The 17,901-nt window shown below is 63.8% G+C and carries 13 protein-coding genes; 8 read left to right on the forward strand and 5 right to left on the reverse strand.

The genetic code is table 11. The annotated features are described in order from the left end of the window. Positions 1-521: 521 nt before the first annotated feature. The gene (locus E8E75_RS17390; RefSeq protein WP_120650899.1) at positions 522-3,002 is read left to right on the forward strand and encodes an EAL domain-containing protein; all 2,481 of its coding nucleotides are present in this window, start codon (positions 522-524) and stop codon (positions 3,000-3,002) included. 123 nt (positions 3,003-3,125) lie between these two features. On the opposite strand, the gene E8E75_RS17395 is transcribed toward E8E75_RS17390, so the two are convergent. Next, complete coding sequence (locus E8E75_RS17395; protein WP_153921942.1) at positions 3,126-3,377, reverse strand: hypothetical protein; 252 nt, start codon at positions 3,375-3,377, stop codon at positions 3,126-3,128. 517 nt (positions 3,378-3,894) lie between these two features. Here E8E75_RS17395 and E8E75_RS17400 point away from each other — a divergent pair. Next, entirely contained in the window at positions 3,895-5,604 is a 1,710-nt protein-coding gene (locus E8E75_RS17400; RefSeq protein ID WP_280359612.1) for an amidase, read from the forward strand. A 143-nt stretch (positions 5,605-5,747) separates the two neighbouring features. Here E8E75_RS17400 and E8E75_RS17405 read toward each other — a convergent pair whose 3' ends face one another. After that, on the reverse strand, positions 5,748-7,103 hold the full coding sequence (locus E8E75_RS17405; RefSeq protein ID WP_280359472.1) for an aromatic acid/H+ symport family MFS transporter: 1,356 nt from the start codon (positions 7,101-7,103) through the stop codon (positions 5,748-5,750). Positions 7,104-7,175: 72 nt separating this feature from the next. After that, positions 7,176-8,465, reverse strand: coding sequence for a salicylate 1-monooxygenase (gene salA / locus E8E75_RS17410; protein WP_256660948.1), 1,290 nt, complete (start codon positions 8,463-8,465; stop codon positions 7,176-7,178). A 139-nt stretch (positions 8,466-8,604) separates the two neighbouring features. Between salA and E8E75_RS17415 the strand changes: the two genes are divergently transcribed. After that, positions 8,605-9,507 carry a LysR family transcriptional regulator gene (locus E8E75_RS17415; RefSeq protein ID WP_153921933.1) on the forward strand — a complete coding sequence of 301 codons (903 nt, stop codon included), beginning with the start codon at positions 8,605-8,607 and terminating at the stop codon, positions 9,505-9,507. A 218-nt stretch (positions 9,508-9,725) separates the two neighbouring features. Further along, the gene (locus E8E75_RS17420) at positions 9,726-10,790 is read left to right on the forward strand and encodes an alpha/beta hydrolase (RefSeq protein ID WP_120650894.1); all 1,065 of its coding nucleotides are present in this window, start codon (positions 9,726-9,728) and stop codon (positions 10,788-10,790) included. Positions 10,791-10,899: 109 nt separating this feature from the next. Here E8E75_RS17420 and E8E75_RS17425 read toward each other — a convergent pair whose 3' ends face one another. Together E8E75_RS17425 and E8E75_RS17430 are read right to left on the reverse strand one after the other, a co-directional pair. Continuing rightward, complete coding sequence (locus E8E75_RS17425) at positions 10,900-11,331, reverse strand: glycine zipper domain-containing protein (RefSeq protein WP_120650893.1); 432 nt, start codon at positions 11,329-11,331, stop codon at positions 10,900-10,902. Between the two features lie 211 nt (positions 11,332-11,542). Further along, positions 11,543-12,322 (reverse strand): AraC family transcriptional regulator, encoded by a 780-nt coding sequence (locus tag E8E75_RS17430; RefSeq protein ID WP_280359473.1) that lies wholly within the window; start codon positions 12,320-12,322, stop codon positions 11,543-11,545. Between the two features lie 311 nt (positions 12,323-12,633). Here E8E75_RS17430 and E8E75_RS17435 point away from each other — a divergent pair, with 311 nt between their 5' ends. From E8E75_RS17435 to E8E75_RS17450, 4 genes are all read left to right on the forward strand, one after another. Then, the gene (locus E8E75_RS17435; protein WP_280359474.1) at positions 12,634-14,262 is read left to right on the forward strand and encodes an APC family permease; all 1,629 of its coding nucleotides are present in this window, start codon (positions 12,634-12,636) and stop codon (positions 14,260-14,262) included. A 33-nt stretch (positions 14,263-14,295) separates the two neighbouring features. Next, complete coding sequence (locus tag E8E75_RS17440; protein WP_280359475.1) at positions 14,296-15,222, forward strand: 4-hydroxyproline epimerase; 927 nt, start codon at positions 14,296-14,298, stop codon at positions 15,220-15,222. Between the two features lie 74 nt (positions 15,223-15,296). Then, positions 15,297-16,244 carry a dihydrodipicolinate synthase family protein gene (locus E8E75_RS17445; protein ID WP_280359476.1) on the forward strand — a complete coding sequence of 316 codons (948 nt, stop codon included), beginning with the start codon at positions 15,297-15,299 and terminating at the stop codon, positions 16,242-16,244. A 76-nt stretch (positions 16,245-16,320) separates the two neighbouring features. Beyond that, positions 16,321-17,898 carry an aldehyde dehydrogenase (NADP(+)) gene (locus tag E8E75_RS17450; protein WP_280359477.1) on the forward strand — a complete coding sequence of 526 codons (1,578 nt, stop codon included), beginning with the start codon at positions 16,321-16,323 and terminating at the stop codon, positions 17,896-17,898. Positions 17,899-17,901 lie beyond the last annotated feature (3 nt).

The following is a 17,901-nucleotide window of genomic DNA, read 5'->3' on the forward strand; positions in this document are numbered from 1 at the left end:
TGATCACAGCGAATTGCCCGCGATCACGAACAGGCATGAATCGATAGCGGCTTTATCGGCGCAATGGATATGCGTTTCAGGAATTAGCAAATAACCCTAGTGAATATTCAATCTAACGACCGGGCACTTCTTATTGCCCAGCCCCGGTGCCTGCACAAAGTCGGAGGGCCCCGTCCTGGAGTGCCCACCCACTCAGCGCGATTTCCCGCTGATGGCGAACCGCAGCGTCTGAGCCTGCCGGGCTGCACGGTGATCGCGCGGAAAAGAGCCTAACCATGGATACGGCCGCTGGGATCGCCGCGCTCATCACGACAGCCCGTCGCCACCTGCGGACCAGCAGTCGGCCCGCGAAATAATGGCAAATCCATGGCTATGCTTTGAGTGTCACCATGCCGAATGGAAATCGATATCTGGCGCCAGTTCCGGGGGATCCGGTGCCGGGGTTGAACGAACAGGATGTCTTGCTTTTTGAACGGCGCTTATCAGGTCCATACATAGGGACGTTGGTTGGAGATCGTGAAATGGATTCGTTCGAGAGCGAAAGCGCTGCCAACCAAGTCATATCTGCCCACTCGAACAATCAACCCACGACCCGCTGGCACCGCATGTACTTCTTCCTTGCGGGCTTCGACGTGCTGGTCGTGGTGCTGAGCGTTCTCCTGAACCACCTGATCGTCGATACCTACCACCGCTCCATCAAGGCCAACCAGTCCTGGGTCCAGCAGCTTTCCGCTTATTCGACCCTTGGAAGCCTGGCCTCGGAAGTGAACGCGCCGGGCAACAACGTGTTCGACACCCATGATGTCGAAGCCGAATCGCAGAACATGACTGCCGCCTTGCGTGCCTTCGACGAGCATCTGGCGAACGCCAAGCAGCAATTGGAAGTGCGAATCGCCAATCAGGCCGAACACAGCGCGGACATCCAGGCTTTCACGCTCGCCCTGAAGGGTGAAGTGGCAGAGGTCGACTCGGCCATGGTCGAAATGGTGAAAGAGGCCACGCTCATCTTCTCGTTCTTCCGTGAAGGCAAGTCGGACGAAGCCGGCAAGCGCATGGCGACCATGGACCGCAAGTACGCCAAGTTGCTCGCCTCCCTTGCCGCCGTGCGCGAACGCGTCGGCCTGATCCAAAGCAAGCTCCTGGAGGAGGAACTGGAATCGGTCGAGGAACTGCGCCGGATCGAATACGCCATCATGGTCTTCGTGCTGCTGATGGTTACCGCAGCCGTCTTCTACGGGCGCCGTATCCGACGTGAAATGGAGTCCCACGCTGCAGAGCGCGAAGGCTACCTGAGCGTACTGCGCGAGAGTGAACGGCAGTTCCGCCAGCAGGCATCGCTGCTGGACAAGGCCCAGGACGCCATCGTCGTACACGACATGGATCACCGCATCCTCTACTGGAACAGGAGCGCCGAGCGACTTTACGGACTGACCAGGGACGAGGCGCTTGGCATGTCGGCCCAGGGGCTCATTTACCCTAGCCATGCCCCCATCGACACGGCCACCCATAGCCTGATCGAACTGGGCGACTGGTCGGGAGAGGTAACGTTGCGACGCAGGGATGGCAGCACCATCAACTTCGAGAGCCACCGCACCCTGGTACGCGACGACAACGGCCTGCCGCAGTCCGTGCTGTCGATCAACACCGACATCTCCCACCGCAAAGCCGCGGAGCAAGAGGTCAAGCGCCTGGCCTTCTACGACCAACTCACTGGCCTGGCCAACCGGCGACTCATGCTGGATCGCCTGCAGCACGCGCTGGCCAGCAGCGCCCGCAGCCAGCACACGAGCGCAGTCATCCTGATCGACCTGGACAACTTCAAGGCCCTCAACGACACCCTGGGGCACGACCGGGGCGACATGCTGCTGCAACAGGTCGCCCATCGTCTGTCCGCCTGCATTCGCGAAAGCGATACCGTCGCCCGCCTTGGCGGCGACGAGTTCGTGGTCCTGCTGGAAGGACTCAGCGAGAACCCCCCGGATGCCGCCATCCAGGCCAAGACCATCTGCGAGAAGATCCTCAGCTCGCTGAACCTGTCCTACCCGCTGGACGGCTACGAACACCACAGCACGCCCAGCCTGGGCATCGCCCTATTCCAAGGGCAGCTCAATACCGTCGACGACATCATGAAGCGCGCGGACCTCGCGATGTATCGCGCCAAGGCCGCCGGACGCAACACCATGCGTTTCTTCGACCCGGAGATGCAGGCCGTCGCCACTGCCCGCGCCAGACTGGAGTCCGACCTGAGACAAGGCCTGCAAAGCAAGGAACTATCGCTGCACTTCCAGCCTCAGGTGAACAGCCAGGGCCGCATCGTGGGTGCAGAGGCACTCATGCGCTGGCAGCACCCCGAACGCGGCAATGTGTTGCCGGCCGATTTCATCCCGCTGGCGGAGGAAACCGGACTCATCCTGCCGCTCGGTCGCTGGGCACTGCAAACCGCGTGCGCTCAACTGACGACCTGGGCCAAGCACCCGGAAACCGCCCGACTGGTCGTCGCGGTGAACGTCAGCGCCCGCCAGTTCCACCACCCCGACTTCGTGGAAGAGGTACTGACCGTGCTGCGCTACACGGGTGCCGACCCGAGGAGGCTCAAGCTCGAGCTGACCGAGGGGCTGCTGGTGGAAGACATGGAAAATACCGTCGCCAAGATGATCGAACTGAAGGAGATCGGTATTGGCCTGTCACTGGACGATTTCGGCACCGGCTACTCGTCGCTCTCCTACCTGAAGAGCCTGCCGCTGGACCAGCTGAAGATCGACAAGTCGTTCATCCGCGACGTGCTGGTCGACCCCAATGACGCAGCCATCGCCTGCGCCATCGTGAGTTTGAGCCAGATCCTCGGGCTCTCGGTGATTGCCGAAGGCGTGGAAACCGAGGCCCAACGCGCCTTCCTCGTCAGCCACGGTTGTCACACCTACCAGGGCAACCTGTTCTCCCGCCCTCTTCCGGCCGAACAGTTCAAGCAGTACGTCCACGAACGGTCGATGGCGGAGAACTGAGTCCTCCAAGCACCCATTGTGCTCGGAGCGTGGCATGTAGGAGCGAGCTTGCTCGCGAACCTGCCGAGCTCGACTTTCGCGAGCACGCTCGCTCCTACACAAAGCCAGGTCTGCAAAGCGTGCTCAGTACTTGATGTCCCTTGCCCTCTCCCGCCCCTGCTGCTTGGTCTGGCGCTTGTCCTGCCGACACTGTGCGTTGTACTGCTGGTCAGCGGCGCGGCAGTCCTGCTTGATCTGGCGTGAGTCCTGCCGTGTTTCCTGCCGCACTTCGCGTGCGGCCCGGCGTTGTTCGGCCTGCTCAGTGGCCCAGGACGCACCTGCCGAAACCGTCAGGAACATCGCAACCACCCACACAGAAAATCGACTAATAGGCATGACATGCCCTCCTCTGGCCAGGATTCCCGGCTCTTTCATTACAACCGATTATCCCGGCCCATGCGGTGGAGCCGCCAAGCGGTGTTCCTTGGCAAGTTCCCTATTGGGCCTCGTTCAACCTGCAAATGCCTGGTCGTTTCGGCAACCGGGCCCGCTTCTGCCAGCACTGATCGCTGATCGCGATGGTTCAGCCTTGCGTGCGCTTCGGCGAAACTCCCGGGGCGTGCCGCCCGTCTTCGACCTGAAGACGGGCCGCCTCCACACGCATGCGCAACCCTGGCGGCCGGGATGCTTGCCATCGGCAGTCGATGCATGTCAGCGACTCATCCACATCGCGCTTGGTGCAAAATAGTGCGCTGAATACCCTGGCCCTGGTTTCAGCCGAGCCCTGAGCCGTGTTGCGCTGAAACGAGGGCCGAAATGAGTACTGGTTCTAGCAAGTTGATGTTCCTGGACCCCGCGTTCAGCGTGATGGAGAGATTCAATGCATAACCCAACAACCACCGGCGGTGACAGCATGATCGAGGTAACCGAGGTTTCCATTGCCCAACTGCGCGCCGCGCTCGAGTCCGGCCGCACGACAGCTGTCGAGCTGGTCCAGGCCTATCTCGCCAGGATCGATGCCTACGATGGTCCCGACACCCCAACCGCTCTGAACGCAGTCGTGGTTCGCAACCCCGAGGCGCTCAAGGAAGCCGAAGCATCCGATGCGCGCCGCGCGCGAGGCGAAACGCTCGGACCACTGGATGGCATTCCCTATACGGCCAAGGACAGCTACCTGGTGAAAGGGCTGACCGCGGCATCCGGCAGCCCGGCTTTCAAGGACCTGATCGCCTATCGCGATGCGTTCACCATCGAACGGCTTCGCGCCGCCGGTGCCATCTGTCTGGGCAAGACCAACATGCCGCCCATGGCCAACGGTGGCATGCAGCGCGGCGTCTACGGTCGTGCGGAGAGTCCATACAACGCGAACTACCTCACCGCGCCGTTCGCCTCGGGCTCGTCCAATGGTGCGGGCTCCGCGACCGCAGCCAGTTACTCGGCATTCGGCCTGGCCGAGGAAACCTGGTCGAGCGGGCGCGGGCCGGCGTCCAACAACGGCCTGTGCGCCTACACGCCTTCGCGCGGGGTGATCTCGGTACGCGGCAACTGGCCGTTGACGCCGACCATGGACGTCGTGGTGCCGTACGCAAGGACCATGGCCGACCTGCTGGAAGTACTGGATGTGGTCGTAGCCGAGGACCCGGACAAACGTGGCGACCTGTGGCGCCTGCAGCCGTGGGTGCCGATCCCCAGCGTCGCTTCGGTGCGCCCCGCGTCCTACCTTGATCTCGCTGCCACGCCCGAGGCCCTGGCGGGCAAACGCTTCGGCGTTCCACGCATGTTCATCAACAAGGATCTGGAAGCCGGCACCAGCGAAGCACCGGGTATTGGCGGCCCGACGGGGCAACGAATCAATACCCGCCCTTCCGTCATCGGTCTCTGGGAAGAGGCGCGCAAGGCACTCGAAGCGGCCGGGGCCGAAGTGGTCGAGGTCGATTTCCCACTGGTGTCCAACTGCGAGGGCGATCGCCCCGGCGCGCCGACTGTGTTCAACCGCGGTGTGGTATCCAAGGAGTTCCTGCATGACGAGCTCTGGGACCTGTCGGCCTGGGGCTTCGATGACTTCCTGCGCGCCAACGGCGATCCCAAGCTGAACCGCCTCGTCGACGTTGACGGACCGCAGATCTTCCCCCATGACCCGGGCACCCTGCCGAATCGTGAAGGCGACCTGGCCGCCGGCATGGACGAATACGTGCGCATGGCCGAACGCGGCATCAAGCAGTGGGACCAGATTCCCACCCTTCCGGATGGTCTGCGCGGTCTCGAAAAGACGCGTCGAATGGACCTTGAAGACTGGATGGACCAGTTGGGCCTGGACGCGGTGCTCTTTCCGACGGTGGCCGACGTTGGCCCGGCGGATGCCGATGTGAATCCGCAGTCCGCGGATATCGCCTGGAGCAATGGCATCTGGGTTGCCAACGGCAATCTCGCCATCCGCCATCTGGGCGTTCCCACGGTCACCGTGCCGATGGGCGTGATGCCGGACATCGGCATGCCCATCGGGCTGACCTTCGCGGGTCGCGCATACGATGACTCGGCCCTGCTGCGCTTCGCCTCGGCATTCGAATCGACCGGCTCGAAGCGTCTGATCCCCCCGCGCACCCCGCCATTGCCGCGCGGCTGACGATGTAACGGGCGGGATTGGGGCGGCGAGTCCCAATCCCGCTCACTACGGTCAGGGACGGGCGAGTCCAGACATGCACCCAGTAGTTCACTTCAGACGAATCCCGCCCCGGCAGTATCCGGGGCGGTCTCGGCGTTACTTGCTCAACCGGAGACGGACTCCAGCGGCTTGTCGACCGCATCGCTGACCAGCGCTCCATTGCCAGGACGGTGCCAGAGAAACACCAGGATAGCGGCGGCACCGATCAGGCCCGGCAGGGCGAAGGCCAGGAAGCTCGCCTGAATCGGCAGTTGCGCGGCATGCAGCGCACCGCCCAGCAGCGGGCCGATGATCGCGCCGATGCGGCCGATACCCATGGCCCAGCCAAGTCCGGTGGAACGGATATGCGCCGGATAGAACTGCACCGCGCAGGCGTTGGCGAGGATTTGCGTGCCGATGGTGCAGGCACCAGCCATGCCGATCAGCAGGTACAGCACCGGCAGCGGGGATTTCAGCGCCAACAGGCTGAGGGACAGCGCGCCGAGAGTGAAGAAGGCGAACAACACCCGACCGAGACCGATCCGGTCCCCGAGCCAACCGCCGCCAATGGCACCGAAGATGGCCCCGAAGTTCAGCACCAGAAGGAACGCAAGACTGGAGTTGAGCCCGTAGCCGGCAGCATTCATCAGTTTCGGCAGCCAGGAGCTCAGGGCGTAGACCATCAGCAGGCAGCAGAAGAACGCCACCCAGAGCATCAGGGTGCTCAGCGAGCGCCCATCGTGGAAGAGCTGGCCAATGGCGGCCTTGCCAGCCTGCCCCTTGGCCAGTGCAAGTTGATCACCAGCGCCGGGCCGGTATTCCGGGGCGGCCTTTTCCAGTAGCTCACTGGCCATTCCGACCTTGCCCTGGCGAACCAGGAAGTTGATCGATTCGGGCAGCTGGCGCACCAGCAACGGCAATACCAGCAAGGGCACAACGGCGACGAAGAACACCGCCTGCCAACCCCAGTGCGGTATCAGCACCATGCCCAGGCCGGCGGACAGCATGCCCCCTACCGAATAGCCACTGAACATGACCGCCACCAGGGTGCTGCGAATCTTCTTCGGCGCGTATTCGTTCATCAGCGCGACGACATTCGGCATGACGCCGCCGATGCCGAGCCCCGCTATGAAGCGGCAGATGGCGAACTCCTCAGGGGTGCGGGCGAAGCCGTTGACCACGGTGAAGCCACTGAACAGGACCACACAGGTCATGATGGTCTTGCGGCGTCCGATGCGGTCGGACAGCGGGCCGAAGAACAGCGCGCCGAACATCATCCCGACCAGCGCGCAGCTGCCGAGCAGGCCGGCCTGGAGCGCAGTCAGGTTCCAGGTCTGCATGAGCGCGGGTAGCACCACGCCGTAGATGACCAGGTCATAGCCGTCGAAAATGATGATCAGCGCGCACCAGAACAGCACGCGTGCGTGAAAGGCATTGAAGCGAGCCCCGTCGAGCAGGGCGGAAACGTCGATGGTACGCATGGCATGGCTCTTCTTGTCGTTGTTATAGAGCCGGAGCGGCCTGCAGGCCCGCCCCGGTAGGACGAGGCGGAATCAGGCGCAGCGGCTGACGGCCTCCCAGCCCAGTCGGGCGCGGGCCTGGGCGACGTCTGCGTCCAGGTCATGGTTCCACAGCCAGTCGAAGCGACTGGCCAGGGTCGGTCCCAGGGCCTGCTCGTCGTCACCGACGACCGGGTCGCGCAGCTCGTACAACTCGCCCGCCTCCCAGGAAGTGCGCTGCACGCGACACGCACGCGGCCGGCGCAACGCGTCGTAGGCCGCCAGCAATCCGTCCAGGTTGCCCTGACTCACGTTCGGATCACCCAGCAGGCGCGCCAGGAAGTAGGCATCTTCAAGTCCTTGCCCTGCCCCGGCCCCCTGGTGCGGCAGCATGGCGTGCGCGGCATCACCGATCAGCGCCACGCGGCCGTGCACGTAGCCGGGCAGTTCGGCCAGGTCATGCAGCGCCCAATGGCTGGGCGCCGGAATGCATTCGAGCAGGATGCGCGCGGCATCGCCCCAACCTTCGAATGCTTCGAGCATTTCGCGCTGGCTGGCCTCGCGCACCCAGGAGGCATCCTCGGGCCATTCGGGGTTGGGCTTGCTGCGGTCGGAAACGAACGCCACCACATTGATGATGCGGCCCTGCTTCACCGGGAAGGTGAGGATGTGGCCGTCGAGGCCGAGATACATCTGCGGTACATCCACCAGATGCTCGTCGACCCCGGCAGCGCGATAGGCCTCGCGCAGGCGCTGACTATCAATCAGGCCGCGATAGGCGCAGGTGCCAGTGAATCGCGGAGCGACCGGCGCGGCGCCGATCCCCTCCAGCACATGGCTGCGCATGGCGGACTTGATACCGTCTGCGGCAATCAGCAGATCGCCCCGGTACTCACTGCCATCGGTGAACAGCACCCGTGCCTCATTGCCCTGTTGCTCCACGCCGACGGCGCGCTTCCTGAAACGCGCCACGCCTTCGGGCAAGCGGCTGGCCAGCACATCCAGGAAGTCTGCCCGGTGCACCGAGGACTGCCCCACGCCCGGCGCCACACTGGCGCCGATGTAGCCGGCATCGCTGCTGCGGCGCCATTCGAACCACACGTCCTGCCAGGGCTCAGGGGTACGGTCGGCCAGTTGCCCGTATGGCTCCGCGAGCCCAAGACCGGCGATGGCCCGGACTGCGTTGGCGCCAAAGGAGACGCCGGCGCCCACTTCACCGAAGGCAGGGGCGGACTCGAAGAGCTGGACGTCGAGATGGGAGTGACGGCAAAGGTCCAGTGCCAGGGCGACGCCGGAGATACCGCCGCCGATGATGCCGACGCGCAAAGCAGGCTTCTTGCTCATGTTCGTACCCATGATGGTGTTGTTGTTGGAGTGGAACCATCATGGCGACCCGAGAAATATTGATAAATGCACCAACTCGCATACAGACTATTTCAGCTATGAATATTCCTATCGAACCCTCCACTTCACGGGACGCCCCATGGACCTGCGCGATCTGGACCTGAACCTGCTGGTGGTCTTCAACCAATTGCTCATCGACCGGCGCGTATCCACGGCCGCCGACAACCTGGGGCTGACCCAGCCGGCCGTCAGCAACGCGCTCAAGCGACTGCGCACCACCCTGCAGGACGACCTGTTCGTGCGCACCTACCAGGGCATGGAGCCCACGCCCTACGCGGACCAACTGGCAGAGCCCGTGTCACTGGCCATACACACCCTGCGAGATGCCCTGAGCCGGCAGGACAACTTCGATCCCTTGGCTAGCGAGCGCACCTTCACCCTCGCCATGACCGACATCGGCGAAATCTACTTCACCCCGCGCCTGATGGACGCGCTGGCCCGGCTGGCGCCCAAATGCCGAATCAGCACCGTGCGCAATACCTCGGTCACGCTGATCGAGGCGCTGCAGAACGGAACCGTCGACCTCGCCGTGGGGCTGCTGCCACACCTGCAGGCGGGTTTCTACAAACGCCGCCTGTTCCAGCATCGCTACGTGTGCATGTGCCGCAAGGACCACCCGGCCACCCGCGAACCGCTGACCCTGGAGCGGTTCAGTCGCTACGGTCATGTACGGGTGATCGCCGCCACCACCGGCCACGGTGAGGTGGACGCCCACATGGCACGCCTGGGCATAGAGCGGGATATACGCCTGGAAGTGCCGCACTTCGTCGCCGTCGGTCATATCCTCCAGCGCACCGACCTGCTCGCCACCGTGCCCGAGCGCTTTGCCGACTCCTGCGTCGAACCCTTTGGCCTGGTCGCCCTGCCCCACCCGGTCGAGTTGCCGGAGATCGACATCAACCTGTTCTGGCACGCGAAGTACCACCGTGACCCCGCGAATCGCTGGATCAGGCAACTGATGTTCGAGCTGTTCGCGGATTGAAGAAGATGCCGGCCAGATGCAGCGATTGCGCGGCAGGCCGGGCGTCGTCCTGTCGAGTTGCCGTGTATCAAAGTGTCTCTGAAGGAGGTCGGGATACACGCCTACCAGTCCGGCCGTAGATTCGACACAGGCCAGATACGCCGTGGCATTCAACTGTTTGCGTGGCCCGAAGGGGACTACCCGGCCCTCAACCAATCGCCAGCAACGGAGACATCACCATGTCGATGGCACAGCGGAACAACGCGTCCGACAAGAATCGCCGTCACCTCGTCAGCGCCTCGATCCTCGCTTTGGCGCTCTTGCAACTCGGCGCAGCCCACGCGCAAACCACCGCCAGCATGGCGCCCGCCGCGACCGGGGCGCGTACTCACCAGGTAGCCCCCTCCCCGCTCGGCCCGCTGAAACATGTGAAGGCCGGGCTGCTGAACGTGGCCTATGCCGAAGTCGGCCCGGCTGACGGGGCGGTGGTCATCCTGCTGCACGGCTGGCCATACGACATCCACAGCTATGACGAGGTCGCACCATTGCTGGCCGCCAAGGGCTATCGGGTGCTGATGCCCTACGCACGAGGCTTCGGCGACACACATTTCCTCTCCGGGAAAACCCTTCGCAATGGGCAACCCGCCGCACTGGCCAGTGACGTGATCGATTTCATGGACGCGCTCAAGATCAAACAGGCCGTACTCGGCGGTTACGATTGGGGCGCGCGCTCGGCTGGCATCGTCTCCGCGCTCTGGCCAGAGCGCGTCAAAGCGCTGGTGTCGGTCAGCGGCTATCTGATTGGCAACCAGGCTGCCGGCAAAAAGCCGTTGCCACCCAAGGCTGAATTGCAGTGGTGGTACCAGTTCTACTTCGCCACCGACCGCGGCCGTGAGGGCTACAAACAGAACACCCACGACTTCGCCAAGTTGATCTGGCAACTGGCCTCTCCGAAATGGGCGTTCGATGACGCCACATTCGATCGCAGCGCAGCCGCTCTCAACAACCCTGACCACGCCGACATCACCATCTACAACTATCGCTGGCGCCTGGGCCTGGAGCCGGGCGAGAGTCAGTACCAGGCCCTGGAGCAGAAGCTGGCCACTACGCCATCCATCAGCGTGCCGACCATTACGCTCGAAGGTGACGCCAACGGCGCACCGCATCCGAAAGCCGAGGACTACGCCAAGCGCTTCACCGGCAAATATGAGTACCGGCTGATCACCGGCGGCATCGGCCACAACCTGCCACAGGAAGATCCGCAGGCGTTCGCCAAGGCTGTCATCGATGCTGACAAGCTCTGAAGCCAGGCTGGCCTGACTGCAGGCACCTCAGGGCTGAAGGTGAATCATCCGGGCAATGAAACGCGAAAGCCCGCCAGAGAGGCGGGCTTTCGTGCAACGACAGCGGGGATCAGTCGTTGTGTTTGTGCTTGTGTTTATGTTTGTGGCTGGCCTTGCGGTTGTCGTAGTGGTCGTGGTGGTCGTCGTCATCGGCCAGATTGTTGCCGATAGCACTACCGGCCGCCCCGCCCAGGCCGGCGCCGATTGCACCACCGGTGGAGCCACCTACGCTGTTGCCGATCACCTGGCCGCCAGCCGCGCCAAGGCCACCGCCAATCGCCGCTTCTGTCTTCTTGCCATCTTTCGCGCTCACCGCGCCGCCCGCCGCACCGCCCAGGCCGGCTCCAATCGCAGCGCCAGTGCTGCCGCCGACCGCCTGGCCAACGACGCTGCCCAAAGCCCCACCGACGCCACCGCCGATTGCTGTATTAGTGGTTTCGCCGGCGACTACGTACTGCGACGCCAGGATGCTGAGTGCTAGTGCGGATAATGATTTGCGCATGCTTGCGAACCTCTGACAGGACGGGAAAAAGCAGATTCTGGCGGATGCGAGATCACCAGACAACGCAAGTCGGGCCGTTCATGGACCTGAGTCAAGGGACTACCGGCTAGCGCTACCGCCTATCGAGCAAACCGCAATGCCAGCCAGCGAACTCATGTGGGGTCCGGGCAGGTATCGAGCAAACAATCGGGGAGGACCGATATCCGCGACCTCACCACTCGATGCCAGTCGCCTGTCGGTACTGTCGCGGGGTAAACCCGGTCAGCATCTTGAACTGCCGGCTGAATGCACTGTGGTCGGTGTAGCCGCATTGCAGGGCAACCTCGGTAATCGGCAGGTCGGTGTGCAATAGCCGATGCGCGTGCTCCAGCCGCACCTTGTGGATCAGCTGCCGCGGTGTCAGGTGGAACACCCGTTTGCAGTAGCGCTCCAGCTGAGCCACGGAAATGCCGGCAATGCGCGTCAACTCGCCCAAGGTGATGGGTTGATGGAAATGCGTGCGGATGTATTCGTCCACGGCAGCGAGGCGCTGGTAGGCCGGGTGCGTATCACTGGCCGACTGCAGGTCCACCGAGATGCCCACCAGACCGATGATTTCACCACTGCGGCTGTACAGCGGTCGTTTGTGCGTCAGGCACCAACCCGGTTCGCGGCTCCCGTACAGATGCAGTTCCAACTGGTCTTCCAACACGTGGCCATGTTCCAGGACCCGTCGATCCTGTTCGGTGTAACCGGGCCCCAGCTGCGCGGGAAAAACCTCGGCGCTGGTCTTGCCCAGTAGCGGTTGCAACTGCTTCAGGCCGCACCGCTGCACCAGTGTGCGATTGGCCATTACGTAGCGGGCCTGATCGTCCTTGATGAAGATCGCGGCATTCGGAATCACGTCCAGCATGGGCAACAGCAGGGCCACACCCGCCAACAGTTGCTCCATGGTTTCGGGACGCTGCTGATCTGCTCCCTGGCACAGCATCGCAAGCGCGTTCTGGGTCATGACTCTTCCCCCTCAAAGGCCGACCGGCCAGGACGTGGCGGGCAGATTGACGCAAGGCACACAGCCTGTCGAGCAGGCTCGGATGCAGCACTGCGAGTGCCACGGCAATTATTTAATTGTGCTGATTTCGTCATTCGATCTGAAGAAAACCATCAAGCGCAGGGGCATCGACCGGTCCACTCTATGGCCATCGCGTGCAGCCAGAAAACAACAGGAAACGGTCACCAACGACCCATTCCTGGCGCACTGCCGATCGCAACTTCCAGTGACACCACCTTTGCCTATCCAACAACTCACAAGAAGGCGACGCCATGTCAGGCAAGTTCAAGAAACAACTTTCATTGATAGACCTTACCTTCATCGGCCTGGGGGCCATCTTCGGCTCGGGCTGGCTGTTCGCGGCCAGTCACGTTTCATCCATCGCAGGTCCTGCAGGCATCTTTTCCTGGTTGCTGGGCGGCTTCGCCGTGCTGTTGCTGGGTATCGTCTACTGCGAACTGGGGGCCGCGTTACCGCGTGCCGGCGGCGTGGTGCGCTACCCGGTGTACTCCCACGGTCCCTTGCTCGGCTACCTGATGGGCTTCATCACCCTGATCGCCTTCTCGAGCCTGGTGGCGATCGAAGTGGTCGCCTCTCGCCAATACGCTGCCGCCTGGTTCCCCGAGCTGACCAAGGCTGGCTCCAGCGATCCCACGGTCATCGGCTGGCTCGTGCAGTTCGGCCTGCTCTGCCTCTTCTTCATGCTCAACTACCGCAGCGTGAAGACCTTCGCCAAGGCCAATAACCTGGTGAGCGTGTTCAAGTTCATCGTGCCGCTGCTGGTCATCGGCGTGCTGTTCAGCTTCTTCAAACCGGAGAACTTCGAGACCCAGGGCTTCGCGCCCTTCGGCCTTTCCGGCATCGAGATGGCGGTATCCGCTGGCGGCATCATCTTCGCGTACCTCGGGCTCACGCCGATCATCTCGGTGGCCAGCGAAGTGAAGAACCCGCAACGGACCATTCCGATTGCGCTGATCCTGTCGGTGCTGCTCTCCACCGCCATCTATGTGTTGCTGCAAGTGGCTTTCCTCGGCGGCGTGCCCACCGAAATGCTGGTCAACGGTTGGGGCGGCGTCTCCAAGGAACTCGCCCTGCCCTATCGTGATATCGCCCTGGCGCTGGGCGTGGGTTGGCTGGCCTATCTGGTGGTCGCCGATGCGGTGATCTCCCCCAGCGGCTGCGGCAACATCTACATGAATGCTACGCCTCGGGTCGTCTATGGCTGGGCGCAAACCGGCACCTTCTTCAAGGTCTTCACCCGCATCGACGAGAAGTCCGGCATCCCGCGCCCGGCACTGTGGCTGACCTTCGCCCTGTCGGTGTTCTGGACCCTGCCTTTCCCGTCCTGGGAAGCCCTGATCAACGTGGTCTCCGCCGCGCTGGTACTGAGCTACGCCGTCGCACCGGTCACCGTGGCCGCCTTGCGCCGCAATGCACCCGGCATGCCACGCCCGTTCCGCGTCAAGGCCATGAGCCTGCTTGGCCCGCTGTCGTTCATCATCGCCGCCCTGATCGTCTACTGGTCGGGCTGGAGCACCGTGTCCTGGCTGCTCGGCCTGCAGATCCTGATGTTCGTGGTGTACCTGCTGTGCGGCCGCTTCGTGCCGACCCAACACATCGACCTGCGCCAGCAAGTGCGGTCATCGGCGTGGCTGATCGGTTTCTACGCCATCACCATCGTGCTCTCCGGGCTCGGCAGTTTCGGTGGCCTGGGTGTGCTCGGCCATCCGTTCGACACCCTGGTCGTGGCGGCATGCGCCATGGGCATCTACTACTGGGGCGCCGTAACCGGCCTGCCCGCTCATCTGGTGCGTCTGACCGGCGACGATGAAAGCGAAGCAGGCGTCGACGCCACTTCTGCCCGTTACCCCATCGGCACTCATCCCCAGGCGTCCTCCTGACGTCGCCTCCGTGCTTTCTCAAGGGACAGGAATATGAAACGCGTACACATCATCGATTCCCACACCGGCGGCGAACCCACTCGCCTGGTGATGAAGGGGTTCCCCGAACTGACCGGCACCAGCATGGCCGAGAAGCGTGATGCGCTGCGCCAGCAGCATGACCAATGGCGCCGCGCCTGCCTGCTGGAACCACGCGGAAACGACGTGCTGGTAGGTGCGCTGTACTGCGAACCGGTGTCCCCGGATGCCACGTGCGGCGTGATTTTCTTCAACAACGCCGGCTACCTCAACATGTGCGGCCACGGCACCATCGGCCTGGTCGCCTCATTGCACCACCTGGGGCTGATCGGCCCCGGCGTGCACAAGATCGATACCCCGGTCGGCCAGGTCAGCGCCACCCTGCATGAAGACGGCGCAGTGACCGTCGGCAACGTGCCGGCCTACCGCTACCGCCAGCAGGTTCCGGTCGAGGTCCCTGGCCACGGCCTCGTATTCGGCGACATCGCCTGGGGCGGCAACTGGTTTTTCCTGGTTTCAGAACATGGCCAGAGCTTGCACCTCGACAACGTCGAGGTCCTGACCGAGTTCACCTGGTCGATGCTCAAGGCCTTGCAGGCCCAGGGCATCCACGGCGCAGACGGCGCCCTGATCGACCATGTCGAGCTGTTCGCCGATGACGACGAGGCCGACAGCCGCAACTTCGTCATGTGTCCGGGCAAGGCCTACGACCGCTCGCCCTGCGGGACCGGCACCAGCGCCAAGCTGGCGTGCCTGGCGGCCGATGGAAAGCTCGCCGCAGGCCAATCCTGGATTCAGGCGAGCATCACCGGAAGCCAGTTCGAAGGCCGCTACGAATGGGATGGCGAACGCATCCGCCCCTTCATAACCGGCCGCGCCTACATGACCGCCGACAGCACCCTGCTGATCGATGAACAGGACCCCTTCGCATGGGGTATCTGAGCCATCGCGCCGGATACCACTTCGACCCTCTCTTCCCCCAAACACCTGCATGACTGCTTCAAGGAGTTAAAACAATGAGCGACAACATCTTCACCGGCTGCATCCCCGCCCTGATGACCCCCTGCACCGCCGTACGCAAGCCGGATTACGACGCCCTGGTGGCCAAGGGCCGCGAGCTGATCGATATCGGCATGAGTGCCGTGGTGTATTGCGGGTCCATGGGCGACTGGCCGTTGCTCACCGAAGCCGAACGCCAGGAAGGCGTGGCGCGCCTGGTGGCCGCTGGCATCCCGACCATCGTCGGCACCGGTGCGGTCAACACCCGCGAGGCGGTCTCCCACGCTGCACACGCCGCCAAGGTTGGCGCCCACGGGTTGATGGTGATCCCTCGCGTTCTCTCCCGCGGTGCCTCCCCTGCTGCGCAGAAGGCACACTTCGCCGCCATCCTCAAGGCGGCTCCGGGCCTGCCGGCGGTGATCTACAACAGCCCTTACTACGGCTTCGCCACCCGCGCCGACCTGTTCTTCGAACTGCGCCGCGACTACCCGAACCTGATCGGCTTCAAGGAGTTCGGTGGCGCCGCCGACCTGCGCTACGCGGCCGAGAACATCACCTCCAAGGACGATGAGGTCACCCTCATGGTCGGTGTCGATACCCAGGTGGTCCACGGTTTCGTCAATTGCAACGCCACGGGCGCCATCACCGGTATCGGCAATGCCCTGCCCCGCGAAGTGCTGCACCTGGTGGCGCTGAGCAAGCAGGCAGCCAAGGGCGATGCCAGGGCGCGCCGACTGGCACGGGAGCTGGAGTCCGCGCTGGCGGTGCTCTCCTCCTTCGACGAAGGCTGCGACCTGGTGCTCTATTACAAACACCTGATGGTGCTCAACGGCGACACGGAGTACACCCTGCACTTCAACGAGAGCGATGCGCTCAGCGATGCCCAGCGTCGCTATGCCGAGAACCAGTACGCGCTGTTCCGCCAGTGGTACGCCAACTGGTCAGCCGAGCAGAACGTCGCCTGACGACCCGCTGCTAATCGCGCCCCTGCGGAACATCGCTGTTCCGCAGACGGACCCACTCAATTCTCCAGGAAGCACCATGACCCTGACAGGCAACATGCTCATAGGCCGGCACAGCGTGACTGGCAGCCGGGAAGCGATCCGGGCTATCGACCCGGCCACTGACATACCGCTCGACCCGCCCTATCCGGGCGGCACAGGCGAGCATGTGGACCAGGCGTGTGCCCTGGCCTGGGCAGCCTTCGACACCTATCGCGAAACGCCACTGGCGGCACGCGCCGATTTCCTCGAATCCATTGCCGACGAGATCGAAAGCCTTGGCGATGCGCTGGTCGAACGGGCCATGGCCGAGACCGGCCTGCCGCGCCCGCGCATTCAGGGCGAACGGGGTCGCACCTGCCAGCAACTGCGACTCTTCGCCCGCACCGTGCGTGCCGGTGGATGGCTCGATGCGCGGATCGATACGGCTCTGCCGGAGCGCAATCCCATTGCGCGCCCGGACCTGCGCCAGCGCCAGGTGCCGCTCGGCCCGGTGGCCGTGTTCGGCGCCAGCAATTTCCCCCTGGCCTTCTCGGTGGCCGGTGGCGACACCGCTTCGGCCTTGGCGGCCGGCTGCCCTGTGGTGGTCAAGGCCCACAGTGCCCACCCTGGCACCAGCGAGCTGGTAGGTCGGGCCGTCGCCCGCGCCGTGGAAAAATGCGCGCTGCCGCAAGGCGTGTTTTCGCTGCTGTATGGCTCCGGTCGCGAAGTGGGCATCGCCCTGGTCAGCGACAGGCGTATCAAGGCGGTAGGTTTCACCGGGTCGCGCAGCGGCGGAGTCGCCTTGTGCAATGCCGCGCAAGCGCGCCCCGAGCCAATCCCGGTGTACGCCGAAATGAGTTCGATCAATCCGGTGTTCCTCTTCCCCGCAGCCCTGCAGGCACGCAGCGAGGCGCTGGCACAAGGCTTCGTCGCCTCACTGACCCAGGGCGCAGGTCAGTTCTGCACCAACCCCGGCCTGGTGATTGCCCGTCAGGGCCCGGCACTGGATCGCTTTATCGTCGCGGCTAGCGAGCACGTCGGGCGTAGCCCGGCGCAGACCATGCTCACCCCGGGGATCTTCCAGGCCTTCGCCGCCGGCGTTGCCAAGCTGGCCGAGCACGGCCAAGCGCAAACAGCGGCGACCGGTCTGCCGGGCGAAGGCCCCAACCAATGCCAGGCTCGCCTGTTCGTGACCCGGGCAGAGGCGTTCCTTGCCGATTCGGCCCTGCAGGGCGAGGTATTTGGCGCTGCGTCGTTGATCGTGCAGTGTGCCGACGATGAGCAGGTCCGCGAGGTTGCCGAACACCTGGAAGGCCAGTTGACCGCGACCCTGCATCTGGACGAGGCCGATCTGGAGCAAGCCCGGGCATTGCTGCCCACGTTGGAGCGCAAGGCTGGCCGCTTGCTGGTCAATGGCTGGCCAACCGGCGTCGAAGTCTGCGATGCGATGGTCCACGGCGGTCCGTTCCCGGCCACGTCGGATGCACGCACGACATCGGTCGGCACCGCCGCAATCCTGCGTTTCCTGCGGCCGGTCTGCTACCAGGACTTCCCCGACGGCCTGCTGCCGTCCGCACTCCGGCACAGCAACCCTTTGCGGCTGCGCCGCCTGCTCGATGGCCAGAGAGAGGCCTAGGAA

This window comes from Pseudomonas sp. BN606, from assembly GCF_029873115.1.
Classification (GTDB): Bacteria; Pseudomonadota; Gammaproteobacteria; order Pseudomonadales; family Pseudomonadaceae; genus Metapseudomonas.